The organism is Halopolyspora algeriensis, from assembly GCF_003337235.1.
Taxonomy (GTDB): domain Bacteria; phylum Actinomycetota; class Actinomycetes; order Mycobacteriales; family Pseudonocardiaceae; genus Haloactinomyces; species Haloactinomyces algeriensis.
In genome coordinates this window covers 144,299-160,410 of the sequence record NZ_QPJC01000005.1, presented here as the reverse complement: position 1 = coordinate 160,410, position 16,112 = coordinate 144,299, and the positions used below count along the sequence as shown (strand labels likewise).

13 protein-coding genes are annotated in these 16,112 nt (G+C 67.6%); 7 read left to right on the top strand and 6 right to left on the bottom strand.

All coding sequences use genetic code 11. The features are described 5' to 3' along the window. The first annotated feature begins 242 nt into the window (after positions 1 to 242). Positions 243 to 2,087 (top strand): Xaa-Pro dipeptidyl-peptidase, encoded by a 1,845-nt coding sequence (locus DFQ14_RS10395; protein ID WP_114453008.1) that lies wholly within the window; start codon positions 243 to 245, stop codon positions 2,085 to 2,087. A gap of 106 nt (positions 2,088 to 2,193) precedes the next feature. Further along, positions 2,194 to 3,300, top strand: a complete 1,107-nt coding sequence (locus tag DFQ14_RS10390; protein WP_114453006.1) for a DUF4192 domain-containing protein — start codon at positions 2,194 to 2,196, stop codon at positions 3,298 to 3,300. Between the two features lie 29 nt (positions 3,301 to 3,329). Here DFQ14_RS10390 and galE read toward each other — a convergent pair whose 3' ends face one another. The 3 genes from galE to DFQ14_RS10375 all read right to left on the bottom strand — a co-directional run bounded on the left by galE (position 3,330) and on the right by DFQ14_RS10375 (position 6,252). Continuing rightward, positions 3,330 to 4,289 (bottom strand): UDP-glucose 4-epimerase GalE, encoded by a 960-nt coding sequence (galE, locus tag DFQ14_RS10385; protein WP_114453005.1) that lies wholly within the window; start codon positions 4,287 to 4,289, stop codon positions 3,330 to 3,332. A gap of 92 nt (positions 4,290 to 4,381) precedes the next feature. Next, positions 4,382 to 5,560 carry a galactokinase gene (gene galK / locus DFQ14_RS10380; RefSeq protein ID WP_114453003.1) on the bottom strand — a complete coding sequence of 393 codons (1,179 nt, stop codon included), beginning with the start codon at positions 5,558 to 5,560 and terminating at the stop codon, positions 4,382 to 4,384. Further along, on the bottom strand, positions 5,557 to 6,252 hold the full coding sequence (locus DFQ14_RS10375; protein WP_114453002.1) for an iron-dependent transcriptional repressor DtxR: 696 nt from the start codon (positions 6,250 to 6,252) through the stop codon (positions 5,557 to 5,559). The genes galK and DFQ14_RS10375 overlap by 4 nt, the downstream gene beginning before the upstream one ends. A 100-nt stretch (positions 6,253 to 6,352) precedes the next feature. Between DFQ14_RS10375 and DFQ14_RS10370 the strand changes: the two genes are divergently transcribed. The 5 genes from DFQ14_RS10370 (at position 6,353) to DFQ14_RS10350 (ending at position 12,635) form a co-directional block, all read left to right on the top strand. Next, positions 6,353 to 7,219 (top strand): sulfurtransferase, encoded by an 867-nt coding sequence (locus DFQ14_RS10370; protein ID WP_114453106.1) that lies wholly within the window; start codon positions 6,353 to 6,355, stop codon positions 7,217 to 7,219. Positions 7,220 to 7,300: 81 nt separating this feature from the next. Then, positions 7,301 to 8,476: an acetoin utilization protein AcuC gene (locus DFQ14_RS10365; RefSeq protein WP_114453001.1), complete on the top strand. Its 1,176-nt coding sequence runs from the start codon at positions 7,301 to 7,303 to the stop codon at positions 8,474 to 8,476. Between the two features lie 18 nt (positions 8,477 to 8,494). Continuing rightward, positions 8,495 to 11,173, top strand: coding sequence for a bifunctional acetate--CoA ligase family protein/GNAT family N-acetyltransferase (locus DFQ14_RS10360; protein WP_114453000.1), 2,679 nt, complete (start codon positions 8,495 to 8,497; stop codon positions 11,171 to 11,173). 103 nt (positions 11,174 to 11,276) lie between these two features. After that, entirely contained in the window at positions 11,277 to 11,753 is a 477-nt protein-coding gene (locus DFQ14_RS10355; RefSeq protein WP_179951534.1) for a hypothetical protein, read from the top strand. Positions 11,754 to 11,903: 150 nt separating this feature from the next. Then, entirely contained in the window at positions 11,904 to 12,635 is a 732-nt protein-coding gene (locus tag DFQ14_RS10350) for a tyrosine-protein phosphatase (protein WP_114453105.1), read from the top strand. Between the two features lie 162 nt (positions 12,636 to 12,797). On the opposite strand, the gene DFQ14_RS10345 is transcribed toward DFQ14_RS10350, so the two are convergent. The 3 genes from DFQ14_RS10345 to DFQ14_RS10335 all read right to left on the bottom strand — a co-directional run bounded on the left by DFQ14_RS10345 (position 12,798) and on the right by DFQ14_RS10335 (position 16,087). After that, a complete protein-coding gene (locus DFQ14_RS10345) occupies positions 12,798 to 13,769 on the bottom strand; it encodes a sigma-70 family RNA polymerase sigma factor (RefSeq protein WP_114452998.1) in 972 nt (323 codons plus the stop codon). Positions 13,770 to 14,147: 378 nt separating this feature from the next. After that, positions 14,148 to 14,573 (bottom strand): D-aminoacyl-tRNA deacylase, encoded by a 426-nt coding sequence (gene dtd, locus DFQ14_RS10340; RefSeq protein WP_114452997.1) that lies wholly within the window; start codon positions 14,571 to 14,573, stop codon positions 14,148 to 14,150. Continuing rightward, on the bottom strand, positions 14,570 to 16,087 hold the full coding sequence (locus tag DFQ14_RS10335) for a DUF7782 domain-containing protein (RefSeq protein WP_114452996.1): 1,518 nt from the start codon (positions 16,085 to 16,087) through the stop codon (positions 14,570 to 14,572). The genes dtd and DFQ14_RS10335 overlap by 4 nt, the downstream gene beginning before the upstream one ends. Positions 16,088 to 16,112 lie beyond the last annotated feature (25 nt).

The window sequence follows — 16,112 nt, the reverse complement described above, 5'->3', positions numbered from 1 at the left end:
GCTGTCGGAGTCAGTGCTGCCCGAGTCGGCGCTGCCGGGATCGGTCCCGTGGTGGCCCGGCACACGTAGCTCGAAAGGTCCGGTCGATGTGCCGGATCTTCGAGTCGTTGCGACAACGACGAGGATGTGCACACCCGTTGCGGAGCACCTGGCACAAAACCGCCATGTGTGGCGATTGACATCGCTCCCGTGGATGGCAGGGTGAGAGCTTCGATCTTGCTCGGATTTTTGCGGGAGTGCCCATGTGGCGTGTTCGAACGGCTCTGTTGGTGTCGATTCTTGTTCTGCCGTTGACCGGGCTGTCGGCCGGAGCGGCACCACAAGACGCGCCGCCTCGGCCCGTCTTCGACAACGGCGAGGCACAGCCGGTGTTCGATCCGGCGCAGGCGATTCGCGAGAATCTGTTCGTCACCGCACCCGTCGACAGTGATCACGACGGTCGCGATGATCGTGTGCATGTCCAGGTGGTGCGTCCGAAAGCCACCGAGCAGGGCTTGCGGGTTCCCGTGGTGTACCGGGCGAGTCCGTACTTCGCGGGTGGCAACGAGGTGAGCAACCACAATGTCGACCGCGAGCTCTACGTGCCCCAGCGACCGGGACACTCCCGCACGCACGGCACCGAGGGTCCCGGCAGGCGAGGCACCGGCCTGCGGCCGACCGTCGCGGAGGCAGGCGCCGCCGAAATTACCTGGGCTTACGAGCAGTACCTGCTCGCACGTGGCTATGCCGTGGTCTATGCCGAGTCGCTCGGCAGTGGACAGTCCACCGGATGTCCCACGACGGGTGGGAGGAACGAGACGATCGGTGCCAAGTCGGTGGTCGACTGGCTGAACTCGCGTGCACCTGCCCGTGGCCCGGAGGGCAATCCCGTTTCGGCGGACTGGGCCACCGGCGAAGTCGGCATGATGGGCGTGTCGTACAACGGCACACTCCCCAATGCCGTGGCCACGACGGGCGTCGAGGGACTCGAGACGATCGTGCCCATCGGTGCGATCTCGAACTGGTACGACTACTACAGAGCCGACGGTGCCGTGGTGGCTCCGGGGGGATACCAGGGCGAGGACGCCGATGTGCTCGCGAAGTTCGTCCACACCAACGATCGCGCATGCCAGGACGAGATCGATCGGTTGACCGCCGATCAGGATCGTCTGACCGGCGATGGCAGCGCGTTCTGGGACGAGCGCAACTACCTCGACGAGGTCGAGAGCGTGCGTGCTTCCGTGCTCGTGGTGCACGGGCTCGACGACTGGAACGTCAAGACCAAGCAGGCGGCGCAATGGTACGAGGCGCTGCGCAAGAGCGGTGTCGATCACAAGATCTGGTGGCACCGCTCGGGACACCGGGACCCGATCACCGTGCGCAGGGACGCGTGGTTGCAGACGCTGAACCGGTGGTTCACCCATTATCTGTACGGCGTGGACAACGGTGTCGAGCAGGAGCCTCGGGCCACGATTCAGCGCGAGGACGGTAGCTGGACCCGGGAAGCGGAATGGCCTGCGCCCCGGGCTCGTCAACTGGCACTGCAGCCGAAGCCGGGTGGTGACCGGCGTGGTGGTCTGGCCATGCCCCGGGGAAGGAACGGCAAAGCGGTCGAGATGCTTCGCGATGATGTCGGCGAGCGTGCCGAGGATCTCGCTGCGGCACCGAGTTCTCCGCATCGGCTCGCGTATTTCACCGAACCGACTCCGCAACCGGTGCGGGTGAGCGGCACCGTGCATGCGGATCTGGCACTGACGTTCGATCGGCGGGCCGCGAACGTGACCGCGATGCTGGTGGACCTGGCGCCGGACGGGACCACGACCCCGATCACACGGGGCTGGACCGACCCCCAGAACCGGCACTCGACCGATCGCACCTCGCCCATCAGACCGGGTAAGGAATACCGGATCGAGGTGGCGATGATGCCCGACGACTACGTGCTGCGGGCCGACCATCGGCTGGGTCTCGTGGTGCTTTCCAGCGATCACGATTTCACTCTCCGGCCGGATCCCGGCACGGGACTGTGGCTGGATCTCTCCTCGAGCCGGCTGCGGGTTCCCGTGGTGGTGCCCTCGGGGCAGTGGCGCCCCCGGCCGTTCACCGGGTAGCGCGGTACGGAATGTCTGTGGACAAGCTGTTCACGTCGGGCGGCTTTGTCCACAGAGCGCGGATCGCTCCCTGTGCGGATCGGGAAAGGACACCGATCTTGGTGGTATGACGACGCCATTGCACAGCACAGTCAAATTGACCGATCCCGGTGATGTTCTGGCCGCTGTCCCGCACCTGCTGGGATTTCACCCGGTGGATTCACTGGTGATGATCACGGTGCACGCGAGATCGGGGTCCATGCGACTCGGCATGAGCGTCCGGGCCGACTTGCCTGCTCCGCAGGACCGTGATCGGCTCGTCGAGCACTTGGTGCGAGGACCGATCTCGCGCCAGGGCGCGGAGGCGGTGATTCTCGCCGTCGTCGGTGGGGGTGCGGGCAGCCCTGCCGGAAGCGACCATGGAGAGCTCTCCCCGGCAGCGGATCCACGCGGACAACAGCCGGGTGCCCCGGTCCTGCCGCACAATGCACTGGTGGGGATGCTTCGGGAAACCCTCCGCGCTGCGGAGCTTCCCGTTGTCCAGGCCGTCTGGACGGCCGAGATCGGACAAGGGAACGGTTGGCATTGCTACGACGAGCACCGCTGCGGTGTCATTGCCGACCCGGCGACCTCGTCGCTGGCTGCCGCCATGGCGGCAGCCGGTTCGGTGACCTTTGCGAGCAGGGAGGAACTCGCCGATCTTGTCGCTTCCGAACCGGCCGACAGCCTTGCGCGCCGGGCTGCCCGCCTGGACGCCGCCTATGAGGACGTGGAGCAGGAGCGCGTCAGTGCCGAATGTGCCTCCGGTGACCTGGAGTGCGTCCTGGCGGCGGTACGGCGCACCGCCGAAGGAGCGGCACTGACCGAGGAGGACCTTGTCCGGGTGCTCATCGCTGTGTCGGACCATCGTGTCCGGGACCTCGCTTTGAGCACGGCACTCACCGAGTGGGCAGGTGCCGCCGAACAGCTGTGGCTGACCCTGGTCCGCAAGGCCCCTGCACCGGAAATGGCCGAGGCCGCGGCACTGCTTGCCTTCTCCGCGTACCTGCGTGGCGACGGGGCACTGGCGGGAGTCGCCTTGGAAAAGATCGAGTCCTCACGGCCGGAGCATCGGCTGGGGATGTTGCTCCGGCAAGCCCTCGAAGCGGGAATTCCGCCTTCCGAGATCGCGGTCATCGCCAAGGACGCAGCCGAGGACGCCCGAACACTGCTCGACGAGGAGGGTGCCTGGTGATCCGCTGCGCCGAGCACCGGCCCGGGCGTTCACGCGATACGTGCGCGGGCGAAGGCCCACGCGTGCTGCACGATCGTGTCGAGTTCCGCACGCTGTGGTTGCCACTCCAGTTGCCGCTGGGCGTATTCACTGGAGGCAACCAGCGAAGCGGGATCACCTTCCCGGGGAGAGGCAACCCGGGCCGGGATCGGGTGGCCCGTGACCTCCCGGCACGTGTCGATGACCTGTTTGACCGTGAAGCCGGTTCCATTGCCGAGGTTGTAGATCCGGTGCTGACCGGGCTGGGCGCGGTCGAGTGCGCGCAGATGCGCCTCCGCCAGATCGGCCACATGGATGTAGTCGCGCACACAGGTGCCGTCCTGGGTGGGCCAGTCGTCTCCGAAGATCTGGACCTGCTCCCGTTGCCCCAGCGCGACTTGCAGCACGATCGGGATCAGATGCGTTTCCACGACGTGGCGCTCACCGTACGGGCCGTACGCGCCGGCCACGTTGAAGTAGCGCAGGCTCGTGGCCGCCATCCCGTGCGCGGTTGCGTAGGACGTGATGGCGTGATCCATGGCAAGCTTCGTGGCCCCGTAGGTGTTCGTCGGACGCGTCGGGGCGCTCTCGGGGATCGGGATCGCCTCCGGTTGACCGTAGACGGCGGCTGTGGAGGAGAACACCAACCGGCTGACGCGATGTTCGCGCATCGCCTCGAGCAGTCGCAGTGTCGTCACGACATTGCCCTGCCAGTATTTCGCGGGGTGCTCCATGGACTCGCCGACCAGCGATTTCGCGGCGAAATGCAGTACGCCATCGAACCCCTCGGTCAGCAGGCCGTCTGCTGCCTCGGCCAGGTCCGCCTCGATGAATCGGCAACCGTCGGGAACGGCGTCGGCGTGGCCGGTGGACAGGTCGTCGACCACGACGACCTCGTGCCCGGCTTCGGACAGCCGTGCCGCACAGACGCTGCCCACATACCCGGCGCCGCCGGTTACCAGGAGTTTCACCCGTGTTCTCCCTTTCCACGAAGCTCATCACTGCACAGGCGGTCGTCACCTCCTGTGGCCGGGCGGTCACGGCCGAGCCCGATCCGGCGAGATTACCGATCGCGTCCGGCGCCGGCGGACGGGGTGGTGGTGAACAGCCGAGGTGTGGGCAGCCGGTGGCGCTGGAAGGCCTCCCGGACCGTTCGCTCGATGTCCGCACGGTGGGCGGAATGCACCAGCGCGATGGCGGACCCACCGAATCCGCCTCCCGTCATCCTCGCGCCGACGGCTCCGGATTCCAGGGCCGTATCCACCGCGAGATCCAGTTCCGGGCACGAGACCCGATAGTCATCGCGGAGGCTGGCGTGGGAAGCCGTCAACATGGTCCCGATCGTGGTGAGTTCCTCCGAGCGCAGTCGCTCGACAGTGGCGCGCACACGGCCGTTTTCGGTGACGACATGCCGGACGAGCGGCTGCAACTCGTCGGGCAGCCGAGCCAGAGTCGCATCGAGGTCGCTCACCGCGACGTCGCGCAGCGACTCGATGTCGAGAAGTTCCACGGCCCGCTCACAACCGTGCCTGCGCTCGCCATAGCCGGACTCGCTGTGCGAGTGCTGGACTCCGGTGTCGATGACCAGTACCTCCAGCTCGGCAGCGGTCGTGTCGAACGGGATCTGCTCCGTGGCACCGGAACGCACGTCGAAGAACAGAGCGTGTGCCTGCGTGCAAGCCAGCGACGCGGTCTGGTCCAAAAGGCCGGTGGGGGCACCGACGAACTCGTTCTCGGCACGTTGGGCCCACCGGGCGATGTCGGACCTGCTCGGTCCATCGGGGCCGTCCGGGCTCCTGCCTGCGGTATCCAGCAAGGCCAGTGCCACCGCGCATTCCAGGGCGGCCGACGACGACAGGCCTGCACCGGTCGGTACATCCCCCGTGATCACCAGGTCGGCTCCCGAAAGGGGGATTCCCGTCCGCTGCAGCACCCACGCCATTCCCGCGGGATACGCGGCCCAGCCGCCGGGCTCGCCCGGCGTGAGGCCGTCGAGAGTCACCGGGCCGCAACGTTGCGCTCCGCCATCGCCGTCGACCGTGGCCATCGACAGCCGACCATCTCTACGAGGCGAGACAGCCACGGTCGTACGCTGCGGCAGCGCGAAAGGAAGGACGAATCCGTCGTTGTAGTCGGTGTGGTCCCCGATCAGATTCACCCGTCCGGGAGCCGACCACACGGCGGACGGTGCGTGCCCGTGCTCGACGGTGAAGACCTCCGCCGCTCGTGCGGCCGCGCTCATCGGGCACGTACCAAGACCGCGTGGGCAATGGTGGGAGGCAACTGGGTGTCCCCGTGGCCTCCGTGCACTTCGATCGCCTTGTTCGCCCCGACAACGGAAACGATGTCGATCTCGTCGCCGGGCACGATGCCGGCCGACTTGAGCTCGCTCATCAGGTCCGGATCCAGTTGCACATGTTCGGCGATGCGGCATACGAGGGCTCTCCCGCCGCCATGGCGCGCGATATCGTCGACCCGTTGCAGGTCGGCCTCTGCCGGCGGTGCGGGCTCCCCGACACCGAGCTCGTCCAGCCCCGGGATCGGATTCCCGTACGGCGATGTGTTCGGGCTGCCCAGCAAGTTGACGAGCTTGAGCTCCACGGCCTCGCTCATGACGTGTTCCCAGCGACATGCCTCGCTGTGGACGTGTTCCCAATCGAGCCCGATGACATCGACAAGGAGGCGTTCGGCCAGCCGGTGCTTGCGCATCACGCCGATGGCCCGGGCACGGCCCGCCTTGGTCAATTCCAGGTGGCGGTCCTCGGCGACGGACAGCAGCCCGTCACGCTCCATCCGCGCCACCGTCTGGCTCACCGTCGGCCCGCTCTGCTCGAGTCGCTCGGCGATGCGGGCCCGGAGCGGAACAAGACCTTCCTCTTCGAGCTCGTAGATGGTCTTAAGATACATCTCGGTGGTATCGATGAGATCGTTCACGCCGGCTCCCCATGTATTCCCACCCCTCAATGCTAGACGCAACGAGCGATGGACAGTCAGTGCCCGGGGATTGATCCGCACCGTCTTCCGAGAGGTCACGATGCATCCTTTGATCACCACCGCTGCCCTCGAACTTCTCCTGCAGCAGGAGGTCCCGCCGACCCTGCTGGACGTGCGCTGGCGGCTCTCGGGGCCACCCGGCAGGCAGGACTACGACCGCGGACACGTGCCCGGCGCGGTGTTCGTCGATCTGGAATCCGAACTGGCTTCGCCCCCGGGGGCCGAAGGCCGTCATCCCCTGCCGGAACCGGCACAGCTCGAAGGCGTGCTGCGCGCTGCGGGAGTCGATCGGGACCGACCGGTGGTCGTCTACGACGACGGTGACGGTTCCGCAGCGGCGCGTGCCTGGTGGTTGTTGCGCTGGGCGGGCCATGGCCGCGTATCGGTCCTCGACGGCGGATATGCGGCCTGGGTGGCGGAGGGCCTGCCCGTCGCCGAGGTCGAGCCACGGCCGAGGCCGGGAGACTTCCGTGTGCGGCCGGGATGCATGCCCGTCGTGGACGCGCAAGGGGCCGCGCGGCTGGCCGCGGATGGGCACTTGCTGGACGCGCGGGCTCCCGAGCGCTACCGGGGCGAGCACGAGCCGGTGGATGCGAAAGCGGGTCACATTCCGGGAGCGATCAACGCGCCTTTTGCCGATCATGTGGTTTCTCCGGGAAACGCGTCGCCGGTTCGCTGGCGCTCACCTGCCGAACTCGCCGAGCGTTTCGCCCGGATGGGCGTGACAGGCACCGCACCGGTCGGTGCGTACTGCGGCTCGGGAGTCACCGCCTGCTCGGTACTCCTGGCACTGGAACATGCCGGGGTGAGCACTCCGGAGCATCCGGCGGTGCTCTATGCGGGCTCGTGGTCACACTGGTCCCGCGACCCGCAGCGCCCCGTTGCCACGGGCGCTGAGCCGGGATGACTCACTCCGCTCCCCGCTTTCGGTATCGCCGTGTGCCCGGCGCCACTGTGTGGCAAACCACGGAAGGGGTAGCGTCCCGGCATGGGCAACCAGCGTGTGGTGGTCTGGGACGAATCCGTACTCGACTACGATCTCGGTGGCGAGCACCCGTTGCATCCTGTCCGGCTCGACCTGACGATGCGGCTGGCCCGCTCGCTCGGAGTGCTCGACGGCGTGGACCTGCTTCCGACGGAGCCTGCCACCGATGAGGACCTGCTGCGGGTGCATACCCCCGAATATCTTGCGGCCGTTCGGTCGGCTCCCATGGCCGGGGAGGAAGTCGGACACGGACTGGGTACCGCCGACAATCCCATTTTCGACCGCATGCACGAGTCCGCCTCGCTCATCGCGGGTGGTTCCCGGCTGGCGGCTGAACAGATCGTCTCCGGCCGGGCCGATCGGGCCATCAGCATCTCGGGTGGTCTGCACCATGCGATGAGCGATCACGCTGCCGGGTTCTGCGTCTACAACGACTGCTCGGTGGCCATTGCCTGGATGCTGGCCAATGGTGTGGAACGGATCGCCTATGTCGACATCGACGTGCATCACGGCGACGGGGTGCAGGCGGCTTTCTACGACGATCCTCGAGTTCTGACCGTCTCACTGCACCAGCATCCGCTCACCCTGTGGCCGGGTACCGGGTATCCGACCGAACTCGGCGCCTCCGGTGCCGATGGGAAGGCGGTGAACATTCCGCTGCCTCCGGGGACCGATGATGCCGGGTGGCAACGAGCCTTTCATGCGGTGGTGCCGTCCGTACTGGATGCGTTCCGCCCCCAGGTGCTGGTGACCCAGTGTGGTGCTGATCCGCATCGGGAGGATCCGCTGGCCGATCTCGCGTTGTCCGTGGACGGTCAGCGGGCGATCTACCGGACGTTGCGCGAACTGGCGCAGCGGTGTGCGGGAGGCAAGTGGCTCGCGCTCGGAGGTGGTGGTTACTCGCTGTTTCGGGTGGTGCCGCGCTCCTGGACGCATCTGCTGGCAACGGTTCTGGACGCCGATCTCGATCCCGCGGTGTCCTTGCCCGCGGACTGGATGGCGCACGCCGCGCGTGTCGCGGGCAACGTGGCGATACCGACCTCGATGACCGATGAGCGCGATGCCGGGTTCGTCCCCTGGGACGGGGTGACGGACTCTTCGGTCGACACCGCGATCCGCGACGCCCGCCATGCGGTGTTTCCCCTGCATGGTCTCGACCCTCTCGACAGGCGGGACTGACGGACGCGAAGGGATGATATGGAACAGGAGAGTCCTCACTCGCAGCCGAATCCGGACACCTACCCTCAGCATTGGGAAGCCGACGTGGTGCTGTCCGATGGCGGTACGGTCCACCTGCGTCCGATCGTCCCGGACGATGCCGATCAGCTCGTCGCCTTCCACGGCCGGCTCAGTGACCGGACACGGTACTTCCGGTACTTCGGTCCCTATCCCCGGATGCCTCAGCGCGACATCGAGCGCTTCAGCCGGGTCGATTACAGCAATCGTGTCGCACTGGTCGCCCTGCTCGGTGACGATATCGTTGCCGTCGGGCGTTTCGACCGGCTCGGTGAGGGTGACTCCGCCGAGGTGGCCTTCGTCGTCCAGGACGGGCACCAGGGGCGGGGCCTGGGATCCATCCTGCTCGAGCATCTGGCTGCTGCAGCCCGGGAGTGCGGTCTCGGCCGTTTCGTGGCCGAGGTACTCGCCGAGAATTCCCAGATGGTTCGTGTGTTCCGGGATGCCGGGTACCAGGTCAAGCGGGCGATGGAAGAGGGCGTGGTGCACCTGGAGTTCCCGCTCGACCCCACCGGGAAATCGCTCGAGGTGGCCCAGGCACGAGAGCAGGCGGCCGAGGCGCGCAGTGTGCACAACCTGCTGCACCCGACGTCGGTGGCGGTCATCGGAGCCTCCACCGATCACTTCAAGATCGGCCATGCGGTACTGATCAACCTGCTGACCGCTGACTTCACCGGTCCCGTGTACCCGGTCAATCCGGAACATCGCGCTGTGCACGGAGTGCGCGCGTACCCCTCGATCCTGGACATCCCCGACGATGTGGGTCTCGCCGTGGTCGCCATACCGGCTTCCGGGATCGAGGAGGTGCTGGACGCCTGCCTGGCCAAGGGAGTGAAGGCGCTCCTGATCGTGAGTTCGGGATTCAGTGAGAGCGGCCCGTCCGGTCGTGACGTGGAACGACGGCTGGTGCGAGCCGCGCGGATACACGGCATGCGCGTGGTCGGGCCGAATGCGCTGGGAGTGGTCAACACCGATCCCGGGTACCGGCTCAACGCGAGTCTGGCTCCGCGGTTGCCCGGGCGTGGCCGCACGGGGTTCTTCGCCCAGTCCGGCGCGTTGGGGGTGGCGATTCTGGCCGCCGCGACCGAGCGTGGACTGGGGCTTTCCACATTCGTGTCCGCGGGAAACCGTGCCGATCTCTCCGGTAACGATCTCCTGCAGTACTGGCAGACGGACCCGTCCACCGACGTGATCCTGCTGTACCTCGAATCGTTCGGCAATCCGCGCAAATTCGCCAGGCTGGCGCGCAGGCTTGCCCGGACGAAACCCATCGTGGCGGTGAAGTCGGGCCGCAACGCCGTGCGGCCCGGGCTGGCGGCGACTTCGGTGCAGGTGGATGAGACCAGCGTGCAGGCGCTGTTCGACCAGGCCGGGGTGATCCGGGTCGAGTCGGTGGCGCAGATGTTCGACACCGCGCTGTTGCTCGCGCACCAGCCGCTGCCCGAGGGAGATCGGGTCGCCATCGTGGGCAACTCGTCCGCTCTGGGCATGCTGGCTGCCGACGTTGCGTTGGCCCAGGGACTGCAGTTGGCGAGCGAGCCCGTGGATGTGGGGGCCGCTGCCGGACCGGAGGAATTCGCCGGTGCGGTACGGGATGTGGCCCTGCGTGATGATGTCGATGCACTGGTGACCGTGTTCGCTCCCCCGGTGGCGGTTCCCGGTACGACCTATGCACGAGCGCTTCGTGAGGCGCTGCACGAGGCCGACACGATGGCCTCCAAACCGATGGTGACGACCTTCCTGGCCGCTGAGGGGGTGCCGGACGAGCTCATGGTGCCCGGTCCGGAGGGGGCCGCCGCTCGGGGGTCGGTACCTTCGTACCCGAGTCCGGAGCGTGCGGTACTGGCGTTGGCACGAGCCACCCGGTATGCGAGATGGCGTGCTGCCCCGCAGGGCGACTTCGTGCGCCCGGAGGGGATCGAGGCCGACCGTGCCCGCGCACTGGTCGACGGCTGGGTGGCAGAAGGGACGGAGCGCCTCACCGACGAGCGGGCCGTGGAACTGCTCGGCTGCTACGGCATCCGTGTCACCCCGTTCAGGTTGGTCGGGCATGCCGACGACGCGGTCTCCGCTGCCGGGGAACTGGGATTGCCCGTGGTGCTGAAGTCGGCCAGCCACCAGTTGCGCCACCGCACCGATCTGCTGGGAGTTCGGCTGGACCTGGCGACCTCCGAAGCGGTCAGGGCCGCCTATCGGGACCTGCAGCAGGTCTCCGGCATGGACGAGATGTACGTGCAGTGCATGGCCCCCAAGGGCACGTCCTGCGTGCTCAACCTGATGGACGACCCCTCGTTCGGCACCCTGGTGTCGTTCGGGCTTTCCGGCGTGGTCAGTGACCTCCTCGGCGACAGGGCTTACCGAGCAGTGCCGCTGACCGACGTGGACGTCTCCGCGCTGATCCGGGAGCCCCGGGCAGCGCCTCTTCTGGACGGTTACCGGGGTGGTGAACCGGTCGACCGCGGTGCACTGGAGGACTTGGTGCTGCGCGTGGCGACCCTGGCGGAGGATCTGCCGGAGGTGCGTGAACTGGTCCTCGAACCTGTCCTGGCGTCCGCGGCGGGGGCTCACGTCGCCGGTGTCATCCTCGGTGTGGGGCCCTCCCCTTCATGGTCGGACAGCGGTCCGCGCCGGCTGCGGTGAGTGAACGCCCAGCTCACTTCGCGCTTGCCGTGTCGCGTTCGTGGTCGGCGAATTATGCCGGATTCGGCGCAACCTCCCCTGCAGCCGGTCCCGTCTGTAGGGCATGAGACGCCTACACACCACCGTGGGCGCGGGTGTCCTGCTCCTGGCGGCGACCGCCTGTGCCGAACAGCAACCGGATGTGGGTTTCGGAGGGAAACCTCCCACTTCGTCGTCGATCGAGCAGCGGCCGCCCGCGTCGGTCCGGCCGAACCCGCCCGAGGGGCGTTCGAACGTGCCCGCGAAGCAGATCGATGCGACCGCGCTCCCGAAGAGCTATCCCCGCGAGGTGTGGACGCAGCATGACGGCACCGTCGTGGCCGCCACGGGCCAGGAGGGCGGTTGCGGCAGCGTGCACGCCGAACTCACCGAGCAAACCGCGAAGAAGGTCGGGATCGTGTTCATCGAGGAGATCCCGAAAGCCGCCGATGCCTGCACCATGGACATCCGCTACCGGCCGGTGACGGTCGAGCTGGATGCTCCGCTGGATACGCGCACGGTCGTGCTGGAGCAACGCCAGGTCAAGGTGCCCTCCGAATAGACCGTCATCGGCGGCCGGTACCGGTGACCGCGGTCTGCGGATCGTCGCTGCGATGTTGCTTCGGGGGCTGGTTGCTCTGCTCGGTACCTGAGACGCTGATGGTCGAGTGGCCACCATGTGGCCACGCGAGCCGAGGAGGATGCGTTTCTCATGACCGACCAGGAGCCGAACGCTCTCGACGGGCTGGTCAATCTCCGGGATCTGGGAGGTCTGCCCACCGAGGGTGAGGCGATCACCCGACCCGGGGTCCTGTATCGCAGCGATGCCCCCCATGCCGGGGACCGTGCGCCCGCGGGGATGCCGCAGTGGCCGCCGAAGGCGGTGGTGGATCTGCGCGACACCGTGGAGGAAGACGAGCGGGAGCACCCGTTGGCACCGGTGAGCAGGGTGTATCGGATTCCGGTGCTGGAAGATCTCCGTACCGGCCTGGGACGGGAGCCCTCGTCGAGCCTGCGCGCTCTCTATGAACGCCTGCTCGAGGGAGCCTCGAAGAGGCTTGTGGAGGTGTTCCGTGTCGCCGTGGAGACGGACGGGCCGGTGCTGATTCACTGCGCCGCGGGCAAGGACCGTACCGGAGTGGTCTGTGCGCTGCTGGCGCGTGCCGCCGGAGTGCGGTCGGATGCCATCGTCGCCGATTATGTCAGTACGGACCGGAACATGTGGCGTGTGCTGCAGCGGCTCGCTGTTTCGCCGACTTTGCCGCCGGGCGTGGACAGGGAAGCGGTCAGCGAACTGATCTCGGCGCCGGCCAGTGCGATCGAAGCGGTCCTGGCGCGACTGGACGAGAACGAGGGCGGTGCCGCCGGCTGGTTGCAAGCTCAGGGAGCAGGCAGAGCCGACATCACGCGATGGCAGCAGCGCTTTCTGGCCGTTTCGGACTGACCATGCCGTCGTAGCCTCCGCAACGATGCGAGGCCCTCGCACGGAGTACGGGTGCTGCCACCCGCCCGTACTCCGCGGTCGCCGCAGGATCGATGTGGTGGTACGGCGAGCGGCCGGACCGGGGCGGCAGCATCCGTCCGGCTGCGGGACGGGGTGCGGCGGTCAGCTCGCGTAGGAGCGCAGCCGGTCGGCCCGGCCGCCCTGCCGGAGTTTGGACATGACCTCGCGCTCGATCTGGCGGACCCGCTCCCGGGACAACGCGAAGGCCTTGCCGATCTGGTCCAGAGTCCGGGGCTGACCGTCGTCCAAGCCGTACCGCATCCGGATCACCTGCTGTTCACGCTCTTCCAGGGTGCTCAGCACCCGGCGCAGGTCATCCTGGAGGAAACCGGAGATGACGGCGTTTTCGGCGTCGGCGGATTCGATGTCCTCGATGAAGTCGCCCAGCGGGGCGTCCTCCTCGGCACCGACCGGCATGTCCAGGCTGACCGGATCACGGGACTGGTCGAGCAGGTCGGTCACCTTCTCCACCGCGAGCCCAGAATGCTCGGCGAGCTCTTCTTCCGTGGCTTCCCGGCCGAGCTTCTGGTGCAGGTCCCGCTTGATCCGGGCGAGCTTGTTCACCTGCTCGACCAGATGCACGGGCAGACGGATCGTGCGGCTCTGATCCGCCATCCCCCGGGTGATGGCCTGGCGGATCCACCAGGTGGCGTAGGTGGAGAACTTGTAGCCCTTGGTGTAGTCGAACTTCTCGACCGCGCGGATGAGGCCGAGGTTGCCCTCCTGGATGAGGTCGAGCAGGGGCATGCCGCGGCCGGTGTAGCGCTTGGCGAGACTGACCACCAGACGCAGGTTGGCCTCCATCAGGTGATTTTTGGCCACGCGCCCGTCACGCACCACCGCCTGCAGATCGCTGCGTCGTTCGGGGGAGAGGTCCTCGGACGTGTCCAGGAGGTGCTTGGCGAACACGCCGGCTTCGATGCGCTTGGCGAGGTCGACCTCCTGCTGCGCGGTCAGCAGCGCTGTGCGCCCGATCCCGTTGAGGTAGACCCGTACGAGATCGGCGGACGGGCCCTGGTTGTCGATGTCCACCTCGGTGACAGTGTCCGGACTGGTGGTCTGCGGGACGGTCATTGAGCTCCCTCCCTGGCGGGCTGACGTGCGGACCGCGCATCCACGCGGCCTTGCGTGGTGCGAAGGACGGGTACGCTCGGTGTCAGGACCGAAACCGGGTACCGCCCCAGGCTGGATGGTCGGGTTGGTGGGTCACGCTGTCAGGGTGTCGTCTCGGGGTCGCTTGGGTTGGTGAGCCGGACCGTTCGAAACCGGCAGTGTGGCGGCTACGAGCAGCCCGTCGTGGTTGTCGTTGGTCGGCTTCCTGTGCGCTCGGACTACCTGAAAAACGAACACGGGGCCGGATTCGTTCCCGACACCTCGGAAGAGAGACGTCGCGAGCGTCACATCCGTTGCGCACCCAACCCGAAAGAGGTCCGGCCGGAGCCGGTGCACGGGCTATGTTTCCACCAGAAGAGTGAAGGGGCCGTCATTGGCGCTGTGCACGGTCATCATCGCGCCGAAGCGGCCCGTCTCCACCCGTGCGCCCCGGCGACGCAGCTCGTCCACGACGGCGTCGACTGCCGGCTCGGCCTGTTCGGGGCGGGCCGCCGAGGACCACGACGGTCGCCGCCCCTTGCGCGTATCGCCGTAGAGCGTGAACTGGCTCACCACGAGAAGCGGTGCATCGGCGGTGGCACACGACTCTTCGTCCCGCAGCGCTCGAACCTCGTGCAGTTTGCGCGCCATTGCGGTGATCTGCTGATCCCCATCGGTGTGCGTCACGCCCAACAGCACCAGCAGACCCGGTTCGTCGATCCGGCCGACAACGGTGCCGTCCACGCTGACCGAGGCGTGGTGGACGCGCGTGACCACCGCTCTCACCGCTCGGTCTCCGCCCATTCCGCCGGGAGCAGCATGCCGTGGCGGACCAGCTCGCGAAGCATCGGTACTGCTGCACGGGTCAGTTCCTCGGTGTCCTCGCCGTGCGCGGTTGCCAGCAGTTCGACCAGGTCGCCGACCGGGAGGGCGCCCTGGCACCCCGCGATGAGCCGGAGGCCGAGTTCGTCGATCTCGTGCTGCCAGCCCGGCCCGTCCGTACGGTGCAGGCGGTTGACGAACTCGGCCCATCCGGTCTCCTCGAGCGAGGAGACCTGTTCGAGCACGGTGCTCGATGTGGTCACAAGGCGCGAACCCAGCAGCGCCTCGGTGGAGGAGTGGTCACGCAGCCACTCCACGCGTCGCAGCCATCCGTCCGTTTCCGGACCGAGCGGGTCGTCGAACGCGTGCCGCAGGTCCTCACAGACGACCTCGCCGTGTGCGCTCTCGGTACGCCGCAGCGCCACGAAGCCGAACCCGACCCCCTCGACATCGTGCGTCTCGAACCAGTCGAGCCACTCGTCCGCCTTCTGCCGCCCGGAGGGCGACCGAGGATCGTAACCGGCATCTCGCAGCCAGGTCCCCACGTACAGCGCCGGATCGGCGATGTCGCGCTGCACGAACCAGGCGTCCACGCCGCTTGCCGGCAGCCAGCCGGCAACTCGTTCCCGCCAGTCCTCGCCGCGTCGGTGAATCCAGGAAGCGAGCAGCTGTCCCGTGCCGCCCTCGTGCAGGAAGGCGGGCAGGTGGCCGACCACCATGGCACTGGCATCGTCACCGTCGAGTCCGGAATCGCGATAGACGAAGTCGCTCCTGGCCGGGCCGACGACGAACGGAGGGTTGCAGACCACCTGGTCGAAACGGCGATCGGCAACGGGATCGAACCAGTCGCCTTGCAGCAGCTCGGCATCGATCCGGTTCAGTCGCAGAGTCGCTGCCGCCAGTGCCAGAGCACGCTTCGACACGTCGGTGGCGGTGATTCGCCGTGCGTGCGTGCTCGCATGCAAGGCCTGTACACCGCAGCCCGTCCCGAGGTCGAGGACGGAACCGACCGGGCGGCGTGACGTGGCCCGTACCAGGCTCAGGGAGGCGTGGCCGACACCGAGAACATGGTCGGTCCGTACCGGTGACGAGGAGGGGCGCAGGTCGGAATCGAGATCCGAGATGACCCACCAGGACTGCTCGGCCGCCGCGTGCGGGCGAACATCGAGACCGGCGCGTACGGTCCGTCCCTCTTCGACGAGCAGGCCCGCCGCTTTTGCCTCCTCCATGTCCAAAGGGTGCAAAGCCGTGGCCACCGCTGCCGTGCTCTCGGCCTCTCCCAGCAGGAACAGGCGTATCAGCGTGCCCAGGGGTCCGGTGTCCGCCGTGGCTCGCAGAGCCGGCTGGGGCTCGCCGCGGCCGAGCGCGGCGTGGGCCTGTGGGCCGAGCAGGTTCATGACGCCGTCGGCGTGGTACTCGGCCGACAGGAATGCGTCGCGGAGCCGGTCGATGCGATCCGGGGAGAGGTCTGGGGTCACGGGAACCGATCCTCACATGCCCGGT

Excerpts from the sequence above, each read along its gene's own strand:
- DFQ14_RS10390 (WP_114453006.1), top strand. The coding sequence starts at position 2,194 with ATGACGACGCCATTGCACAGCACAGTCAAATTGACCGATCCCGGTGAT.
- DFQ14_RS10365 (WP_114453001.1), top strand. The coding sequence starts at position 7,301 with ATGGGCAACCAGCGTGTGGTGGTCTGGGACGAATCCGTACTCGACTAC.
- DFQ14_RS10355 (WP_179951534.1), top strand. The coding sequence starts at position 11,277 with ATGAGACGCCTACACACCACCGTGGGCGCGGGTGTCCTGCTCCTGGCG.
- DFQ14_RS10395 (WP_114453008.1), top strand. The coding sequence starts at position 243 with ATGTGGCGTGTTCGAACGGCTCTGTTGGTGTCGATTCTTGTTCTGCCG.
- DFQ14_RS10370 (WP_114453106.1), top strand. The coding sequence starts at position 6,353 with ATGCATCCTTTGATCACCACCGCTGCCCTCGAACTTCTCCTGCAGCAG.
- DFQ14_RS10350 (WP_114453105.1), top strand. The coding sequence starts at position 11,904 with ATGACCGACCAGGAGCCGAACGCTCTCGACGGGCTGGTCAATCTCCGG.
- DFQ14_RS10360 (WP_114453000.1), top strand. The coding sequence starts at position 8,495 with ATGGAACAGGAGAGTCCTCACTCGCAGCCGAATCCGGACACCTACCCT.
- DFQ14_RS10345 (WP_114452998.1), bottom strand. The coding sequence starts at position 13,769 with ATGACCGTCCCGCAGACCACCAGTCCGGACACTGTCACCGAGGTGGAC.
- galK (WP_114453003.1), bottom strand. The coding sequence starts at position 5,560 with ATGAGCGCGGCCGCACGAGCGGCGGAGGTCTTCACCGTCGAGCACGGG.